General features: G+C 43.8%; 12 protein-coding genes. 7 read left to right on the forward strand and 5 right to left on the reverse strand.

Features of this window, described 5'->3' with window-relative positions:
* Positions 1 to 40: 40 nt before the first annotated feature.
* From ACYX4N_RS06890 to ACYX4N_RS06900, 3 genes are all read right to left on the reverse strand, one after another.
* Entirely contained in the window at positions 41 to 1504 is a 1464-nt protein-coding gene (locus ACYX4N_RS06890) for a CehA/McbA family metallohydrolase domain-containing protein (RefSeq protein ID WP_476056042.1), read from the reverse strand.
* A 148-nt stretch (positions 1505 to 1652) separates the two neighbouring features.
* The gene (locus tag ACYX4N_RS06895) at positions 1653 to 4358 is read right to left on the reverse strand and encodes a TonB-dependent receptor (RefSeq protein WP_476056043.1); all 2706 of its coding nucleotides are present in this window, start codon (positions 4356 to 4358) and stop codon (positions 1653 to 1655) included.
* A gap of 352 nt (positions 4359 to 4710) precedes the next feature.
* Positions 4711 to 5766 (reverse strand): LysR family transcriptional regulator, encoded by a 1056-nt coding sequence (locus ACYX4N_RS06900; RefSeq protein ID WP_476056044.1) that lies wholly within the window; start codon positions 5764 to 5766, stop codon positions 4711 to 4713.
* Positions 5767 to 6158: 392 nt separating this feature from the next.
* Between ACYX4N_RS06900 and ACYX4N_RS06905 the strand changes: the two genes are divergently transcribed.
* The 7 genes from ACYX4N_RS06905 (at position 6159) to ACYX4N_RS06935 (ending at position 14681) form a co-directional block, all read left to right on the forward strand.
* Positions 6159 to 7436, forward strand: coding sequence for an efflux RND transporter periplasmic adaptor subunit (locus ACYX4N_RS06905; RefSeq protein WP_476056045.1), 1278 nt, complete (start codon positions 6159 to 6161; stop codon positions 7434 to 7436).
* Positions 7436 to 10558, forward strand: a complete 3123-nt coding sequence (locus ACYX4N_RS06910; RefSeq protein WP_476056046.1) for an efflux RND transporter permease subunit — start codon at positions 7436 to 7438, stop codon at positions 10556 to 10558. Before ACYX4N_RS06905 ends, ACYX4N_RS06910 begins: the two co-directional genes overlap by 1 nt.
* A gap of 178 nt (positions 10559 to 10736) precedes the next feature.
* Positions 10737 to 11447: an SIMPL domain-containing protein gene (locus tag ACYX4N_RS06915; RefSeq protein WP_476056047.1), complete on the forward strand. Its 711-nt coding sequence runs from the start codon at positions 10737 to 10739 to the stop codon at positions 11445 to 11447.
* Positions 11448 to 11633: 186 nt separating this feature from the next.
* Positions 11634 to 11924 carry a DUF1289 domain-containing protein gene (locus tag ACYX4N_RS06920; protein WP_474805391.1) on the forward strand — a complete coding sequence of 97 codons (291 nt, stop codon included), beginning with the start codon at positions 11634 to 11636 and terminating at the stop codon, positions 11922 to 11924.
* A 21-nt stretch (positions 11925 to 11945) separates the two neighbouring features.
* Positions 11946 to 12770, forward strand: a complete 825-nt coding sequence (locus tag ACYX4N_RS06925; protein WP_474855070.1) for an HDOD domain-containing protein — start codon at positions 11946 to 11948, stop codon at positions 12768 to 12770.
* 134 nt (positions 12771 to 12904) lie between these two features.
* Positions 12905 to 13708 carry a DUF481 domain-containing protein gene (locus ACYX4N_RS06930; RefSeq protein ID WP_474855072.1) on the forward strand — a complete coding sequence of 268 codons (804 nt, stop codon included), beginning with the start codon at positions 12905 to 12907 and terminating at the stop codon, positions 13706 to 13708.
* A 214-nt stretch (positions 13709 to 13922) separates the two neighbouring features.
* Positions 13923 to 14681, forward strand: coding sequence for a DUF481 domain-containing protein (locus ACYX4N_RS06935; RefSeq protein ID WP_476056048.1), 759 nt, complete (start codon positions 13923 to 13925; stop codon positions 14679 to 14681).
* A gap of 220 nt (positions 14682 to 14901) precedes the next feature.
* On the opposite strand, the gene serA is transcribed toward ACYX4N_RS06935, so the two are convergent.
* Both serA and rpiA read right to left on the reverse strand, forming a co-directional pair.
* A complete protein-coding gene (gene serA / locus ACYX4N_RS06940; protein WP_269916858.1) occupies positions 14902 to 16131 on the reverse strand; it encodes a phosphoglycerate dehydrogenase in 1230 nt (409 codons plus the stop codon).
* A 335-nt stretch (positions 16132 to 16466) separates the two neighbouring features.
* Complete coding sequence (rpiA, locus tag ACYX4N_RS06945) at positions 16467 to 17123, reverse strand: ribose-5-phosphate isomerase RpiA (protein WP_476056049.1); 657 nt, start codon at positions 17121 to 17123, stop codon at positions 16467 to 16469.
* Between the last annotated feature and the right edge of the window lie 24 nt (positions 17124 to 17147).

The raw sequence follows: 17147 nt of genomic DNA on the forward strand, positions 1-17147 counted from the left end.
CTGCACGTACCTTTAATACTGGTGCGTGTCGGCCGCTAAATCATTCCTTTACGCTAATAAACACAGGGTTGCTGTAAAACCATAAATCAGTCCAGGGATCTTCTCCTGCCGTGTCTATCTGTGGTTCCAATTCATTCTTATTATTAGTACCTCTGATGCGAACATACTGTGCCTGTTTTACCGCTTCAATGTCCATCTTTATCGTACGAAACTGTCCATCCACATACCAGTCTTTTGATGTAAAGCGATGAATTACTGGGGACGGCGCTGCAGCAACGTCGCTATTGATCATGCCAATAATCACGTCTACCCGTTCTACACTGGGGTTTTGACGGCCAAAATTAAGGGTGTCAGGGTCGCGAAATTTGATTTCTATAGAGCTTGTTTCGCCTGATTTTAATTCTATGGTTTCCCCAATATCTGCGGATTGGCCCTTTTTATTACTGACTTTAACCGAAAGTGAATCAATTAAATCTCCGGTAGTTGCAAACATTTTCCCTGCTCGTATCGCCTGCATTATGTCGTCGTACTGTTTTCTCGCGAACACATAGGTTTTTGAATATTCACCAGGCCAAAAGTCGGTTCGCCCCTCTGTGTAGTGCATATGGCTATCAGAAGTGGCTGTTATCCACCAGCGTCTGCCTTCACTCAACAGACTGTCCCATACGCCGCCGACCACTGCCGTCATCTGATCAAAACCACCCATTGTTGGAAAGTCGTTATATCCGCCCCTTAATCCACTCTCTCGAATGGAGCCGTCGGGGTTGAGTGCGTTGGCTTGGTGGCCGGGTGCGCCTTCCATGCCAATAACGACATCAGGTGCAGTGTCTTGCCATTTTCTTAGTTTTTGAGGCGTGACTTTTTTAAAACTAGAGAGCTTTTCAGCCAAGCGAGCCGGGTGATTTACAATCAAAATAGGTGGTTTTTGTTCTTCCTCCATTGCTCTGAGCGCTTGAAGCATAAACTCACCGGTATCTCTAGAGGCGGTGTCAGGCTCAATTTCCCTTCTATTAAACTGCGACTCTAACCGGAAAAGCTGTTCTGCTTCAGTCTCGCTATAAGGGATAATTAAGCTGCAGTGACGAGCGCCAGGTGTGTCGAACTCCATGCCGTAAAACTGTAAGACCTCAGGTGTCGCTTTTCGCGAAGCGACAAGCTCTGGATAGGCGTGTTCTAAGTTAACGGAACTGTGCCCAGGACCACCATGATCTGTGGTCACCATCCAGCTCAAATTATGATGCCTCGCCATTTGTGCGTATAGCGCAGTGGCGTACTGCGCATCGCCCCGCAATATAGGTGTTGGTGGAGTCGTGCTCCAGTCCCATCTAGCACTGTATTTACCATGGATATGATGATCGCCCGCAAGCCATGCTGTCGTAGGCTCTGCTTCTGCTAGGGAACGGCTTGATGCAGACGCATTGTGCGTTTTGCTATGGGAAGTTTTACACCACACAGTGAATAAAGAAGTGAGTAGCATAATGAAGTAAAACAAAGGGTAGCGCATTGGAAGGGCCTTTAACGTTCGTTGCGAAAAAAGTAGTGCGGTTTAGAGATGCAAAAAGGGAAGCATAAATCAACAGCTCTACTAAAACTACAAATAGAAAAGGCGCCGGAAAACAAGGCGCCTGTCATCGTTAATTATTTATAGCTAACTAAAATCTATAGGTAGCACCTGCCATAAATGTTCTTCCGCTGGTCGTTGTGTTGTACTGACGGTCACTGGAGTCACTGTATTGTATTTCTTGTTCATTCGTTAAGTTAATTCCCTCAATGTTTAACTTAAGCGACTCGTTAACTTGATAGAATGCTGAGAAGTCCACATAGGTTGTTTCGTGGAATCCGCGCTCATCTTCATCCCCAAGACCCGCTTCTACGCTACTGATATATCTATCTCGGTAGGCTGCTGAAACGCGCGCTCCCCATTCGTCAGTCTCGTAATAAAGAGTTAAGTTATAGCTGCTTTTCGATAAGCCTTGAAAGGCTTTAATTTGATCCTCGCCACTTCCTTGCACATTTCGATACGTGCTGTTGCCGTCTGCCCACGTATAGTTGGCAATTAAACCAAAGTTCTGGAACGGCTCAGGTAAGAAATCGAAGTCACGTTGGAAAGCGAGTTCGAAGCCTTTGATGGTCGATGAATCTGAATTTTGAGGGGTCGTCACGTTAAACTGCGTAGTTGGCGTTCCGCCATTTGGCAATAAGCTATTTGGCAACGATAGTTCTTCAAGGGTTTTTGTTTGTGCTGCAGTTTCAGTGACAATAAAGTCTTTGATATCTTTATAAAAAACCGCGACAGAAAAGTAACCTACACCGTCAAAATAAGACTCCAAGGAGGTATCAATGTTCACAGAAGAGTACGGCTCTAAGCTGGGGTTGCCGATAGTAACTGAACCAACATCTCCCTCAGATAGCGTAGCTTGCGATACATTTGCAGATACTGATAAGGCACTTAAGGAAGGACGCGTCAGATTTTTACTTGCACTAAAGCGAAGTAGCACATCTTCACTCACTTCATAAACCACATTGAGTGTTGGCAGAACGCCGGAATAGTCACGAACCATGGTAATATCTTCACCGCCAGAGATACCCTTTGAGGTCAATTCAGTATTGTAATAGCGAAGACCCACGCTTCCTCTAAAATTGGCGTCGTTTAGCATACTATCCCAGCTATACATACCATAGAGGGCTTGGGTTTCTTCTTCTACATCGTATGCAAATGTACTGACAACCTTATCTTCACCTAATGAAAGATCAGAAAGACCATAAAACTCTTGTATCTTCGCCATATCAAGCTCGAGCCAATCTTGATCTGGGTGGTCTGAGTAAACGTTGGTAACATCAGATGAAATTGTGGTTACACCGTTGTTAAGTGGGGTTTCTTTACTCTGAACATAACCTGAATCTTGTCTACGTTCGCCCGTGTTCGAGAATTTTTTATAATTGGCGCCGAAGCTAATGGTTCCTGTATCGCCAACGAAGTACTTAAAATCTACTTTGGCATTGTCGAAATCGTTTGTGATGTAGTCTTCTTGGAAATACAAATCTTTAACTAGCCAGCCTTCAGGGGAAGCAGGGTCAAAGTCATACGTATTTACACCGTAAAAGCGGTCTTGAGTAAAATCGGTTGTTATACCGCTGCCAGGTCGCATAAGGTTGGCTTTGTTGACCTTGGGCTGGTCGTAGTCAGAAGAACTTGTACCAATCTGTACGTTTGCTATGAAATCCTCTGAGATGTTCCAGTCAACATTGAAAGTTAGTTGAGTGAAAACAGACTCATTGTAATCTTCTCGAGACTCTGTTCTTATCGTGGTATCAGAGTAACGTCCAAAAACGACTTCTTTGTCGCCGTTATTGTCAATGAACTCTAGCTCCTCCACGCGCCCCAAAGCCGTACTGCTAGAACCCCCGGTCGAAATGTGGTGCTCATCAAGCGTATTGTTTAGTTCACCGCGCAGAAAATCTAAGCTAATATTTAAATCATCAGAGGGGCGATATTGTAAAGACGCCGTTATACCTAAGCGCTCTTGTTGGTTATTCCACACTGAGTATCGATTTCCTCTCGAAAACCATAGTTCACCGTCTTCGAGTAATTGAGCAGTATTGGCATCTAGGCTCTCACTATAGTTTGACGTGCTTCTCTTACGCCATCTATAGGTGTTGTAGCCAAATTCGCGCGACTCTCGTGTGCTATAAGCTACTGACGCTAGCGCACCGAAGTTATCCCATGTGTTGGACAGCATCCCAACTAACCGATTATCAAAGTTATCGGTATTGGTGTTGGTGCCACCTTGAACGCCCACTACGCCTTTCATTCCAGAGAAGTCGAAAGGTTTCGCGGTTTTTAAGTTAACTGTACCGCCTATACCGCCTTCTTCTATTTCGGCTGAATACGACTTTTTAACATCGATTTGATTAAAAAGTTCTGAAGCAAAGATGTTAAAGTCGAACGCGCGCGAGCGGGTTACAGCCCCGCGACTGTCCATGGGAGACGACGAAGACCCTAGAGCCTCCATGCCGTTTACTTCAACACGTGTGAATTGGGGCCCCATCCCTCGAAGTGATATTTGACGACCTTCACCGCCTTCTCGAGTAATCGCAATGCCCGGCACGCGCTGTAAAGAGTCTGCCAAGTTTAAATCAGGAAAGTCTGCGATGTCTTCTGCAACAATAGAATCTTGTGCAACCAAAGATTCTCGTTTTAAGTCTTTAGCTTTAATTACTGCGCTTCGAAAGCCTTGAACTTCTACTACTTCTATTGATTCTTCATCGCTTTCTTGAGCATAAACAGGTAAAACATAAAGTGTGGATAGCGCGTGAGCAACGCTCAACGCGACAGCGGTTTTTACGGTCTTATTCATTATTATCTCCCATTAACATTTCAGCAACATGAATTTACAAGGTTTATGACACCGGTGTCAATTGCTGGTCTGGGAATTTTTACATTTTTTTTATAATTAAGTAACGAAGCGGCATATTTGGGTTGCAATTAACTCAAAGAAGAACTTTGGTTACAGAATGTATGACATGTTCTGCAGAAATTATTCATTACAAGGTTCGGAAGGCAGCTATAAACTAGAAAAAGTGTTACTTCTAAGAGCCATTGACACCGGTTGCATTAAGGTTGTTATGGGATGGTCTCGATAGGCACATATGCCAAACTACGTATGCTAGAGTGAATAGGCTAGTGGTAGAACAGCTTAGTTAATATTTCTACCCTAACTCTGGTACTTCAACAGCTATTTTCTGTGTATCCAAGTGGGCGGGCGTAAATTCTTCACAGTCCATATTACGCTGGTCCATAAAGCGCTTTACCGTTTCAGCGCAGTAAGCTTTGCGGCAGCATTGAGACAGCAGCATTTCATGACGCTGCACGCGTTCGCGAATAAATTTTACTACTAATCCTCTTAACCATTGCAGGCCTGCATCTTGATCCTGACGTTTGTGCCACATTACAGATAGCGGAGAGCTAACAATTTCTATTGGTGTTTCAAACACTGCCAGTTCACCTGAGAATATTTCTTTTTCCATTACCAAAGATGGTGCTACACAAATAAGGTTGCTTTCTTTTAATAGCGGTGTGGCGTTATAAAATTGGTTTACGGACATGGCTACACGGCGCTTAAGGCCTAAATTCGCCAGCACTTGATCTGTTGGACCCGTCACATCGCCTGTAACAGAAACCAGAAGGTGATCGGCCGCGACAAAGTCTTCTAACGTTAGTTGAGATTTGGCTAAAGGATGGTCGGGACGCATTACCACCACCCAGCTTGGGTCTAGGACATGTTCAGCACGGATAACTGAGCCAGGCTCTTGGTATTTAGAGAAAGTCAGTTCGGCTTCGGCATCTTTAAGTATTTTGTCCGTTTCCATATCGTAATTAGGAATGGCATGGATATTAATACCAGGCGCCTCGTTCTCAATAACTTTGCGCAGCGGGCCCCACACCATAGACACAATGCTATCAGTTGCTGCAATACGAAAAGTGCGCTTTGCCGTCGCGGGGTCGAAGTCAGTCGGGTTAACGGCAACTTCAAGCTCGCCTAGAGGGCCTTGTATTTGACTCCAAAGATTTTTAGCGAAAGATGTAGGCTGAATACCACGCCCATCTTTAACAAACAATTCATCGTTCCAAGCGGTGCGCATCCGAGACAGCGCATTAGAGACCGCCGGCTGCGTCATTGATAACCTGTCAGCTGCTCGGGTAATGGCACCCTCAGTCATGATGGCATCAAAAATCATCAATAAATTTAAATCATGTGGACGCATTGTTCTCTCCGGCGCTTATTACCTATCATCTACATTCATCTATCAATTAATGAATCAATATAATAATAGGTTTAACGTGAATGACATTATTTAGTTATAGGTTATAGCTAAACGTATTAATTTTCTATATGAATACGACGAGCGACGCCTGTATATTACGGCGCCGTAGCCCTGAATTTACCTAAGCTTCGGCTTTTCTTACGAATTTTTGGATTTGCTCTATAACAAACCCCTTCTTAATTTTAGAAAGGCGCTCCACTCCTTCGGCATATAATATCAACATATAACACAATGTGATGTGTTGCATATAAAAATATAATTATTTTTATTCTTTTCGCATATGCATAATGCGCGGCATCAAACTTTAGTTTAACTTTTTAGAGAATCTTGCAATGAAAACTTTTACCCGTTTATTGGCAATAGTCAGCTTAACTGCGCTTGTCGCTGCATGCGGTGGTGACGAGCAGGATCCAAGTCAATCAATGAGCGCAAACGCAAATGCAGGCGTCCCTGTTGATGTGGCTACCGTGGTGACCCAGCGTTTAACCGAGTGGGATAATTTCACAGGCCGTTTAGAATCTCCGCACATTGTTGCGCTTCGACCTCGCGTGTCGGGCTATATCGATTTTGTTGCGTTTGATGAAGGTGAATACGTTGAGCAAGGGCAAACCTTATTTTTAATCGATAATCGCACATTTAAAGCGGAAGTTGACCGTTTGACCGCTCAGCTTGAAGAAGCGAAGAGCCGCGTAGAACTGGCCGAGCAAAACTTTAACCGTGCTTTCAAACTACGTAAAACTCAAGCGGTATCTGAAGAGGTGCTTGACGCTCGCCTAGCAGAAAAGAATCAAGCGCTAGCAAGCTTAAATCAAACTCAAGCCGCCCTTGAAGTAGCGCGCCTAAATCGTGGTTTTGCCCGAGTTGAAGCGCCAATCTCTGGGCGTGTATCCCGTGCCAATATTACAGAAGGCAACTTTGTTACTGCAGGGCAAACAGAGCTAACCCGTATTGTATCTACTGACCGTTTATATGCGTATTTTGATATTGATGAGCAGACTTATCTAAATTACGTCAACAGCGATAAAACTGTGTCAACGGCGGTAAGCGAGCAGCCAGTAGCGATGCGCCTTGCTAACGAGTCTGATTATAACCACTGGGGTCAAATTGATTTTATCGACAACCAGGTTAACGGTAGCACTGGCACGCTTCGCGTTCGAGCTGTGTTTAATAACGAAGAAGGTCGTTTAATCCCTGGCTTGTTTGCGCATCTAAAATTGGCGGGTGATACAGATGAACAAGGCATTCTAATTAAAGAAAAAGCCATTGGCACAGACCTTAATAACAAATTCGTGTTAGTGGTTAACGACGAAAACAAAGTGGAATATCGTGCAGTTAAGCTGGGTGATAAAGTGGGAAGCATGCGCATTATCACAAGTGGCTTAAATGCTAACGATACTATTGTAGTTGATGGTCTACAGCGCGTGCGCCCTGGTGCACAAGTTGCCGCAAATAAAGTCCCCATGGGTGATGAGGATGCGCTTGCAAACTTATCCAACTGGCAGTCACGTGTTGATAACGCTACCCAAGTAACCCAAAACATGGCGCAGTATGAAGATGTTTTATCTGGTGGTTCATTTACCTCAGGTACAGCAACGGCAGGTCTTAAGTAATGAATATCTCGCAGTTTTTCATAAGCCGCCCGATTTTTGCGGGCGTGCTTTCCCTACTTATTTTTATCGGTGGTGCCATCGCAGTTTGGCAACTGCCCATCACTGAATATCCTGAAGTGGTGCCGCCTACTGTTGTGGTAACCGCGAATTATCCTGGCGCTAACCCTGAAGTTATTGCTGAAACAGTCGCTACGCCGTTAGAACAAGAAATTAACGGTGTTGAAGATATGTTGTATATGTCTTCTCAAGCTACCAGCGACGGCCGCATGACCTTAACAGTTACGTTTGCGATTGGCACCGACCCAGATGAAGCAACAACGCTGGTACAAAATCGTGTGAATCGCGCTACGCCACGTTTACCTCAAGAAGTGCAGCGCTTAGGCGTGGTTACCGAAAAATCATCACCAGATTTAACCATGGTGGTGCATTTAACGTCGCCCGATAATCGTTATGACATGCTGTATCTTTCAAACTATGCCGACCAGTTTGTTAAAGACGAATTAGCTCGAATAAATGGAGTAGGGCAAGTACGCCTGTTCGGTGCAGGCGAATTCAGCATGCGAGTATGGCTAGACCCTAACAAGCTTGCAGCGCTTCAATTAAACCCTGGTGATGTTGCAGCGGCTATTGCCGATCAGAATCAGCAGGCTGCGGCAGGTAGTCTTGGTGCGCAGCCAACAGGCACCAGTGAATTTCAGCTACTTATCAATGTTCGCGGCCGTTTAAAAGATGAAGCTGAATTTGAAAATATTATTGTTAAGTCTGGCGAAAATGGCGAGATTACCCGACTTAAAGATGTGGCTCGTGTTGAGCTTGGGGCGAATAATTATGCCTTAAGATCGCTGTTAAATAATAACCCAGCTGCGGCAATTCCAATATTCCAAGCGCCAGGCTCAAACGCCATACAAATATCAGACGACGTGCGTTCGCGCATGGCGGAGCTTTCAAAGGTGTTTCCCGATGGCTTAGAGTACGACATTGTTTACGACCCTACTGTGTTTGTGAGAGGCTCGATTGAAGCCGTAGTAAACACGCTTTTAGAAGCGGTATTACTTGTTGTTCTTGTAGTTGTACTGTTTCTTCAAACTTGGCGTGCATCCATCATTCCATTGGTGGCAGTACCAATCTCACTGGTAGGTACATTCGCTTTCATGCAGTTAATGGGCTTTTCTCTTAATGCGCTGTCTTTATTTGGCTTAGTGTTAGCTATTGGTATTGTTGTAGACGATGCCATTGTTGTAGTGGAAAACGTAGAGCGAAATATTGCCGAAGGTAAATCACCATTTGACGCTACTGTCCAAGCAATGAAAGAAGTGACTGGGCCGATTATTGCTACCACGCTGGTTTTGGCTGCCGTATTTATACCAACGGCTTTCATGAGCGGCCTAACCGGGCAATTCTATAAACAGTTTGCACTTACTATCACTATTTCAACGGTAATATCTGCAATTAACTCGTTAACACTAAGCCCTGCTTTATCTGCTCTACTATTGAAGCCTCACGGTAAAGCAAACGATTGGCTTACTCGCGGTATGGACAAGGTGTTTGGTCGCTTTGTATTTGCGCCATTTAACCGAGTATTTGATAGTGGTTCGAAACAATACACAGGTGCGGTTGGCGGCTTAATTCGCAAAAGCGGCATTGTACTGGTGTTATATGCAGGCCTTATTGCGCTCACTTATAACCAATTTGCGACTACACCTACGGGTTACGTACCAGGGCAAGATAAGCAATATTTGGTGGCCTTTGCACAACTACCCAATGCGGCAAGTTTAGACAGAACGGAAGAAGTGATTCGTGAAATGTCTCGAATTGCGATGGAGCATCCAGGCGTTTCTGACGCCGTAGCGTTTCCAGGCTTAAATATTAACGGTTTTACTAATAGCCCAAGTTCTGGAATTTTATTTACGCCGCTTAAGCCTTTTAATGAAAGACAGTCGCCAGAGTTATCTGCAGGCGCTATTGCTGCAAAACTCAATCAGCAGTTTGGTTCGATTAAAGGGGCCTATGTCGCTATTTTCCCGCCACCTCCGGTGATGGGGCTAGGCACTATAGGTGGCTTCCGCTTGCAAGTGGAAGATAGAGGGAATTTGGGCTTTGAAGAGCTAGAGCGTGTAACCCAAGAAGTGATTGGTAAAGCGTGGGCGCACCCAGCGCTAACAGGTTCATTCACAAGCTTTACTGTAGCCGTGCCACAACTTGATGTAGACGTAGATCGTGAAAAAGCTGTAAGCCAAGGGGTAAACATCGATACGTTATTTACCACGATGCAAGCTTACTTAGGTTCCCTTTATGTAAATGACTTCAACTTGTTTGGTCGTACATATCAAGTGAACGTTCAGGCTGATGCTCAATATCGTCAAGAGATAGGGGACATAACCCAGTTCAAAATTAGAAATAGTCAAGGTGAAATGATACCGTTAGGTTCATTCCTAGACGTTCAACATAGCGCCGGTCCAGACCGAGTGATGCACTACAATGGCTACGTTACCGCCGAAATCAACGGTGCTCCAGCGCCTGGCTATTCGTCAGACCAAGCGAAAGCGGCTATCGAAGAGATATTGGCTGAAACCTTGCCGCTAGGAATGACCTACGAGTGGACAGAGTTGACCTACCAGCAAATATTAGCCGGTAATGCATCAGCTTTTGTATTCCCACTGGTTGTGCTTCTCGTGTTCTTAGTACTGGCTGCACAGTATGAAAGCCTTCGTTTACCACTGGCAATTATACTAATTGTTCCTATGACCTTATTGAGCGCTCTTATTGGTGTTCAGATTTACGGTGGTGACAACAATATCTTCACCCAAATTGGTCTAATTGTATTGGTCGGTCTTGCTACAAAGAACGCCATTCTTATTGTCGAGTTTGCTAAAGAGCTGCAGGACAGCGGCATGGATGCGCTTTCGGCAATTAAAGAGGCAAGCCGCTTACGTTTACGTCCGATTTTGATGACATCAATTGCCTTTATCATGGGGGTATTACCTATGGTTATCTCTACTGGCGCGGGTGCAGAAATGCGTCAAGCCATGGGCGTGGCCGTATTCTCTGGAATGATAGGCGTCACTTTCTTCGGCTTAATTCTTACTCCCGTATTTTACTATTTGCTAAAACGTAAAGGTTAACTCTCCCGTCTACCCAAGCGTTGCCCTCTTAAGGGGCTTTTTAGGCCACTCATTTGAGTGGCCTTTTTTTTGCCACCTTTGGTCAGCATTTATCTCGTATTGCATTATCTAAATGCTTATATTTCCCTGCATCCTTGAGATAAAGTTAAAAAAGTACAGCAGATAAACGGAGATTCGAATGAAAATAGGTGCGGCTATAGTAATGGCCTTGGGCATGGTGGTTGCGGTGGCTTTGCTTGGTGTTCAGGTATCATCGTCAATGAACGATATGCAAACGTGGGATAGGGTAGTTACCGTAAAAGGACTGTCGGAGCGAGAGTACATAGCAGATCAGGTTATTTGGCCTATTCAATTTGTCGACGCGGGCAATGACTTACCTCAACTGTATGAACATATCGAAAAGAATAGCCTTCAGGTGGCTAACTTTTTAGAAGAGAAGGGCATTTCAGCAGAAAGCATTACTATTGGAAAGCCTGAAATAAATGACAAATTGGCACAACAATATGGAAGTAGTGAAAAAGCACCATTTCGCTACAGCGCCATTCAAACCGTTACTGTCTTTTCAAATGATGTTGAAAAAGTGCGAGCGCTCATGCAGCAAATTGGGGAATTAATTAAAACCGGTATTGTATTATCAGACCAAAGTTATCGCGCTCAGCCCGACTATGTGTTTACTCGCTTAAACGAAGTAAAGCCTGAAATGATTGAAGAAGCTACGCTTAATGCTCGAGAGGTGGCGGAAAAGTTTGCCAAAGATTCAAAAAGTACATTGGGTAAAATTAAGCGGGCCAACCAAGGGCAGTTCAGTATTTCAAGCCGCGATAGTCACCATCCTCACATTAAGAAGGTGCGGGTAGTGTCTACCATTGAATATACGCTTGTAGATTGATATTCATGCTATGCTAAGACTGGCAACGTGAATTGACTAGACATGGCGAGTTCACGCATTTGTGCACTTTATGTATTAGATTACTGCTAATGTCTAGTGGCTGGATTTGCGGGTATACGTTTTAATTTAAAGAAGTGCTGTGTACTTCAGCGCTTAACGCTTATTAATTAAGGTGGCAAGCCTGAAATGAAGGACCCTAAAGCGCAGTCCCAACAGCTTGAGTTTTTTGAAATTCCAAGCCCTTGTATTGGTGTCTGCGAGTCTGGTCCAAGAGGGTTTTGTAAAGGCTGTTACAGAAGTCGAGATGAACGCCTTTATTGGCTCAAAGTTGATGATGCGACAAAACGAAAAATAATCAGTGCGTGTGTAAGGCGTGAAAAAGCAGTATTGGCGAAGTTACGCAAAGCGCAAGAGCTAAAAAGTGAAGAGTCAGCCGAACAATTTTCTCTTTTCAATGAGCCGCCTGAAAGAAGTTAAAAAGAGTTAGAGAATTTTTTGATGCCGTTAGATAAGTATGTTTCGTATGCTACAAAATCGTTTACGTTACCCGATATATGCGTTCGCTTGCGTTCAACGCTAGATGATCCTCGTTCTAGTATCGAAGAGATTGCTGTATTAGTTAGTGCCGACCCTTCTCTTACTGCTAAAGTTTTACGGCTAGCCAATAGTTCACTTTTTCGTTTTCCCTCTCAAATTGCGTCTCTGACAAAAGCGATTAACGTAATAGGGGGCGAAGCGCTTTATAATTTAGTGATTGCTGAAACGGCAACCACTGCCTTTAAGCACTTCGATACATTGCTAATTGATTTAGACAAGCATTGGCATGCCTCTGTTTATTGTGGCATGGTCGCTAAGAGTCTAGCGATGCGACTGAACATTCGCGGCGCTGAACGTTTTTTTGTCATGGGAATTCTTCAGAATCTAAGTGAGCTCATTGTCGCTAAAAAAGAACCTAAGCGTTATGACGATTATCGTCACGCACAAAAAAGCGAGTTGCCACATACTGAACAGTTAGCTCATTTCGGTTTTACGTTTGCACATTGTAGCGGTATCATATTGGAAAAATGGCACTTGCCTATTGGTTTGTACTATCCGATATCATTTATGAACGAAGAAGCAAAGTACGCTTCTGACGTTGATATCTGCGTCCTTGCTCTTGCTAGTCGAATAACGCTTAGTCAACTTGATAAAGAAAGTTATGCTGACATTGAACTTTTTACGCCTGAGATAGCCAATACAGTAAGTCTCGATATGGAAGTGATAAGTAATTCAATTGAATATGCTGAGCAAGAAACAGCAAAAATTGTCTCGCTTATTCACTGAGCTTTCAGTGTCTCAATTCTGTTATAGCACTGATAAACTGTAAAACACAGTAAAGTTCTTCCAGAGGATTGGTATTATAAGCGTCTTATTTAGACGTAATCTAATAACTAAAAAGCTCGACGTAAAATCAGATTATGTTCACAAAAACCTTCCGGCCGCACGTTGTTGTAGGTGCTATTTGTATTGGTATGTGTTTCTCAGCACATGCAAGAGACCTTATTGAGACCCTTTATCACGCCGATTTTACTCCAGACGCTGATGACGAAATTCCCCGTTTTACAATGGATGGAGAACTGGGTGTTCTTCTCAATACAGGCAATACGTCTGCTGCGAGTGTGAAAGCGGCAGTGAATGCCGATCATGAAACCGAAAATTGGAGCAGTGTTTATTTTGCTGAGCTGCTCTACAAAGAAAGCGGCACGCCTACCACAGAGCGCGACATAAGCGCACAGCGCTTTTTTACCAGCGCGCAATTCGACTATAAGCTACTTACGCCAGGCCGCCGCCTTTTTATGTACGGCGATTATGAAGATGATAAATTTACAGGGTATGAGCACCGAGCTTCATTAGCCGCGGGTTGGTCACAACGCGTTTGGCGAAACGAAGACAGTGAGTTTCGTTATAGTGTAGGGCCAGGTTACACCTTTATCGAAGCAGAAGAAGACAGCGATAATCTTGTTAACGACGGGGTAATAGTACGCGCATCAGCCGAGTACAAATATCACTGGAGCTCGGGTGCCAAACTGCGTCAATTTGTGAGCACAGAAGCTGGTGAAGAAAATACCAAGTCCCGTTCTGAAACCTCGCTTTCAGCAAATGTATTCGGTTCATTAGCGATGAAGCTGTCGTTTATACTAAATCATGAAACCGACACCCCTGAAGATGTCGCGGCGTTAAGCACAGAGACATCTGTAGCATTGGTCTATCAGTTTTTTTAGTCAATTAGTGTAAATTTAAGGCTTAAAACCGGCTTTTTACCGCGGGTGGATTGACTGAGAGCGTTGAAAATGTACACTGCGCACCATTGTTTGTAGCGTTGGTTTATTTTTCGACGCTATTTAGCTGACCTCTTTTAAAACTCGTGTTGTACCGCCTTGCAGTACTTAAGGTGTCGTGTACAACGAATGGACCGATAATCAATAGGATTGTTCAATGAAAAAGCAAGTGCTTGCATCTCTAGTTGCAATTTCTCTTTCTCCTGCCGTATTCGCTCAAGGTAAAGAAGTAAAACCTTTCACAATGGAAGGTGAGCTTGGCTTCATATCTACATCAGGTAACACTGAGACGACTTCAATCAGCGCGGGAATTCAAGCTCACCAAGAGCTTGAGAAGTGGAGTAATGACTACGTTTTAAAAGGTCTGTACAAACAGGAAACTGTCCAACAAGAAAATGATGCAGGCGAGCAAGAAGATGTCGAATTTACTTCTGCACAGAAATTCTTTGGTTCAGCGCAGGGTAACTATAAGTTAGAAAACCCAGATAACCGTCTATTTGCCTTCGCGTCATATGAAGATGACCGTTTTAGTAACTTTAACTACCAAGCAACGGTAGCAGCGGGTTGGAACCAAAAAGTGCTAGAGAATGATCGCCACACTCTAGAATATTCAATTGGTCCTGGTTACTCGTTCATTGAAACACAAGAAGATGAAAATCTTGATAGCATGATTGTTCGTGCATCAACAGCGTATTCTTGGAAAATTTCTGACACTGCTAAATTCACGCAAACCGTGAGTACTGAAGTGGGCTCTGATAACACGAAGTCACGTGCTGAATCTGCACTTACTGCTACGATCAGCGGGAACCTTTCTATGCGTCTTTCGTTCAAATTAGATCACAACACTAACGTTGATGAAGACGTAGAAAAACTTGATACAGAAACAGCTGTAAGCCTAGTTTACAACTTCTTCTAAACTTTACTGAAGCGCCTTGACCGCTCAGTTGTGCGTTGAGGCGGTTTAATGTTTTACCTAGGTAATTCCTTTATACACTGATGCCATAGTGTTGTTGGAATAGGCGCTAGAACCAGTGCATTACTAAGTAAAACAAAAGTACAGATACAAAAAAACGCTGCAAATTTGCAGCGTTTTTTTTAACTAAATATCAAGCAAGCGTTTTATTAAACGTTTTTGTTTAATGAAGGATTCTGGTCTTAATAGTGCCGTCTATTTGTTGAAGTTCTGCTAGTGCTTCATAGCCGCGGTCTTCTTTAACATCTACTACCACGTAACCAATTTCAGAGTTAGTTTGTAGATACTGAGCTTCAATATTGATGTCTTTTTCCGCAAAAGCTTTGTTGATTTGCGTAAGAATACCTGGCTGGTTTTTGTGTACGTGAAGCAAGCGCGAACGACCAGTGTGCTCAGGCAGTGATACTTCAGGGAAGTTAACCGCCGACAACGTAGAGCCGTTATCGCTGTATTTTGCTAACTTACCCGCTACTTCAATACCAATGTTCTCTTGCGCTTCCTGCGTGCTTCCGCCAACGTGTGGCGTAAGAATAACGTTGTCGAACGCGCGAAGCGGCGATTCAAATTCTTCAGTATTAGACTTAGGCTCTACTGGGAATACATCAATTGCTGCGCCATTAAGGTGACCGCTTTCCAGTGCTTTGGCAAGTGCGTCAATATCAACCACAGTACCGCGAGATGCGTTAATAAGAATGCTGCCTTTTTTCATTTGAGACAGTTCTTTTTCGCCAATCATATCTTGGGTTTGCGGCGTTTCAGGAACGTGTAGCGATACCACATCAGAGGTATTAAGCAGCTTCTCAAGCGACTTCACCTGAGCTGAGTTACCCAGCACTAGCTTATCTTCGATATCGAAGAATTGAACGCGCATACCAAGGTGTTCAGCAAGAATACTAAGCTGTGTACCTATGTGGCCATAGCCGATAATACCTAAAGTTTTTCCGCGAGCTTCGTACGAACCTACTGCGGTTTTTTCCCATTCACCGCGGTGAGCTTTGGCGTTTTTGCTAGGTACTTGGCGAAGCAAAAGAATAATTTGCCCAAGAACAAGTTCTGCAACCGAGCGAGTATTAGAAAAAGGCGCGTTAAAAACGGGAATACCACGGCGCTGCGTGGCTTCAAGGTTCACCTGGTTGGTACCAATGCAGAAACAACCAATAGCAACAAGCTTTTGCGCCGCATCAACTACTTTCTCGGTAATCTGTGTACGTGAACGAATACCAACAAAGTGGGCGTCTTTAATCTTCTCAATTAACTCATCTTCAGGAAGAGAGGTTTTAAGAAATTCAATGTTGCTATACCCATTGCTTTGTAGTGTTTCCAAAGCACTTTGGTGAACACCTTCCAACAACAAAATTCGGATTTTATCCTTCTCTAATGAAACTTTGCTCATGAACTCGCTATCTCTCGCTGATTTAATTGGGGTTGCTGGCAGTGCCAACCATAGGATCTCATAAATTCTCAGTAGCTAACATTTAAAGATGCACTATCTTATTTGCAACAGAGCCTTGGTTTAGCGCCTGCTATCTAGCGTTTTAGTTACGCTAATTGCTCTAATAAAAAAGGTTCATAACCTTAAGCAACATAAACATCTAGCTGCAAAAATATTATCAATTAAGACATCTAGACGTCTAAACGGAAATTAACAGAAAACGCGCTAAGTTAAAAGCAGTATTTTGCGTAGCTTTTCAACAAAACACTAGAATAGGGGCGGTTAAGCCGCCCGAATCACTTAAAGGTTTCAACACCACTGTCGGTTGCACTTAACACGATATCTGCGCCACGTAGGGCAAAAATACCGTTAGTTACTACCCCCGGAATATTATTGATTTTTTGCTCTAACTCACGTGGGTTTAGTATTTCAAGATTGTGAATATCTAAAATAACGTTACCGTTATCTGTCACAACGCCTTGTCGATACTCGGGGTCGCCACCCAGTTTTACCAGTTCGCGAGCGACAAAAGAGCGAGCCATAGGAATAACTTCTACAGGAAGTGGGAAGTCACCTAAAACAGGTACGCGCTTACTTTCATCTACAATACAAACGAACGTGGTAGCGGCACCCGCAACAATCTTCTCGCGGGTCAGAGCTGCGCCGCCGCCTTTAATCATGTGCTTGTGTTCGGTAACTTCGTCGGCACCGTCAATATAAACTGAAAGGTTGCTAACTTCATTTAACTCGAAAACTTCAATGCCCAAGGCTTTCAAGCGCTCGGTAGATGCCTCTGAACTTGAAACCGCACCTTCAATTTTGTGCTTAATTTTGCCCAGTTCTTCTATGAAAAAATTAACAGTAGAGCCCGTACCCACACCGACAATACTGTCTGCTTCAACATAGTCGATGGCTGCTTTGGCTACGGCTTGCTTTTTTTCGTTCTGATCCATGGTTACTCTCCAACTTATTATGCT

The sequence above is a fragment of the Alteromonas sp. ABH4_452 genome, assembly GCF_056311825.1.

What these genes read in the sequence shown, in the direction of transcription:
- ACYX4N_RS06890 (WP_476056042.1), bottom strand. Translation starts at nt 1,504, where the DNA reads ATGCGCTACCCTTTGTTTTACTTCATTATGCTACTCACTTCTTTATTC.
- ACYX4N_RS06895 (WP_476056043.1), bottom strand. Translation starts at nt 4,358, where the DNA reads ATGAATAAGACCGTAAAAACCGCTGTCGCGTTGAGCGTTGCTCACGCG.
- ACYX4N_RS06900 (WP_476056044.1), bottom strand. Translation starts at nt 5,766, where the DNA reads ATGCGTCCACATGATTTAAATTTATTGATGATTTTTGATGCCATCATG.
- ACYX4N_RS06905 (WP_476056045.1), top strand. Translation starts at nt 6,159, where the DNA reads ATGAAAACTTTTACCCGTTTATTGGCAATAGTCAGCTTAACTGCGCTT.
- ACYX4N_RS06910 (WP_476056046.1), top strand. Translation starts at nt 7,436, where the DNA reads ATGAATATCTCGCAGTTTTTCATAAGCCGCCCGATTTTTGCGGGCGTG.
- ACYX4N_RS06915 (WP_476056047.1), top strand. Translation starts at nt 10,737, where the DNA reads ATGAAAATAGGTGCGGCTATAGTAATGGCCTTGGGCATGGTGGTTGCG.
- ACYX4N_RS06920 (WP_474805391.1), top strand. Translation starts at nt 11,634, where the DNA reads ATGAAGGACCCTAAAGCGCAGTCCCAACAGCTTGAGTTTTTTGAAATT.
- ACYX4N_RS06925 (WP_474855070.1), top strand. Translation starts at nt 11,946, where the DNA reads ATGCCGTTAGATAAGTATGTTTCGTATGCTACAAAATCGTTTACGTTA.
- ACYX4N_RS06930 (WP_474855072.1), top strand. Translation starts at nt 12,905, where the DNA reads ATGTTCACAAAAACCTTCCGGCCGCACGTTGTTGTAGGTGCTATTTGT.
- ACYX4N_RS06935 (WP_476056048.1), top strand. Translation starts at nt 13,923, where the DNA reads ATGAAAAAGCAAGTGCTTGCATCTCTAGTTGCAATTTCTCTTTCTCCT.
- serA (WP_269916858.1), bottom strand. Translation starts at nt 16,131, where the DNA reads ATGAGCAAAGTTTCATTAGAGAAGGATAAAATCCGAATTTTGTTGTTG.
- rpiA (WP_476056049.1), bottom strand. Translation starts at nt 17,123, where the DNA reads ATGGATCAGAACGAAAAAAAGCAAGCCGTAGCCAAAGCAGCCATCGAC.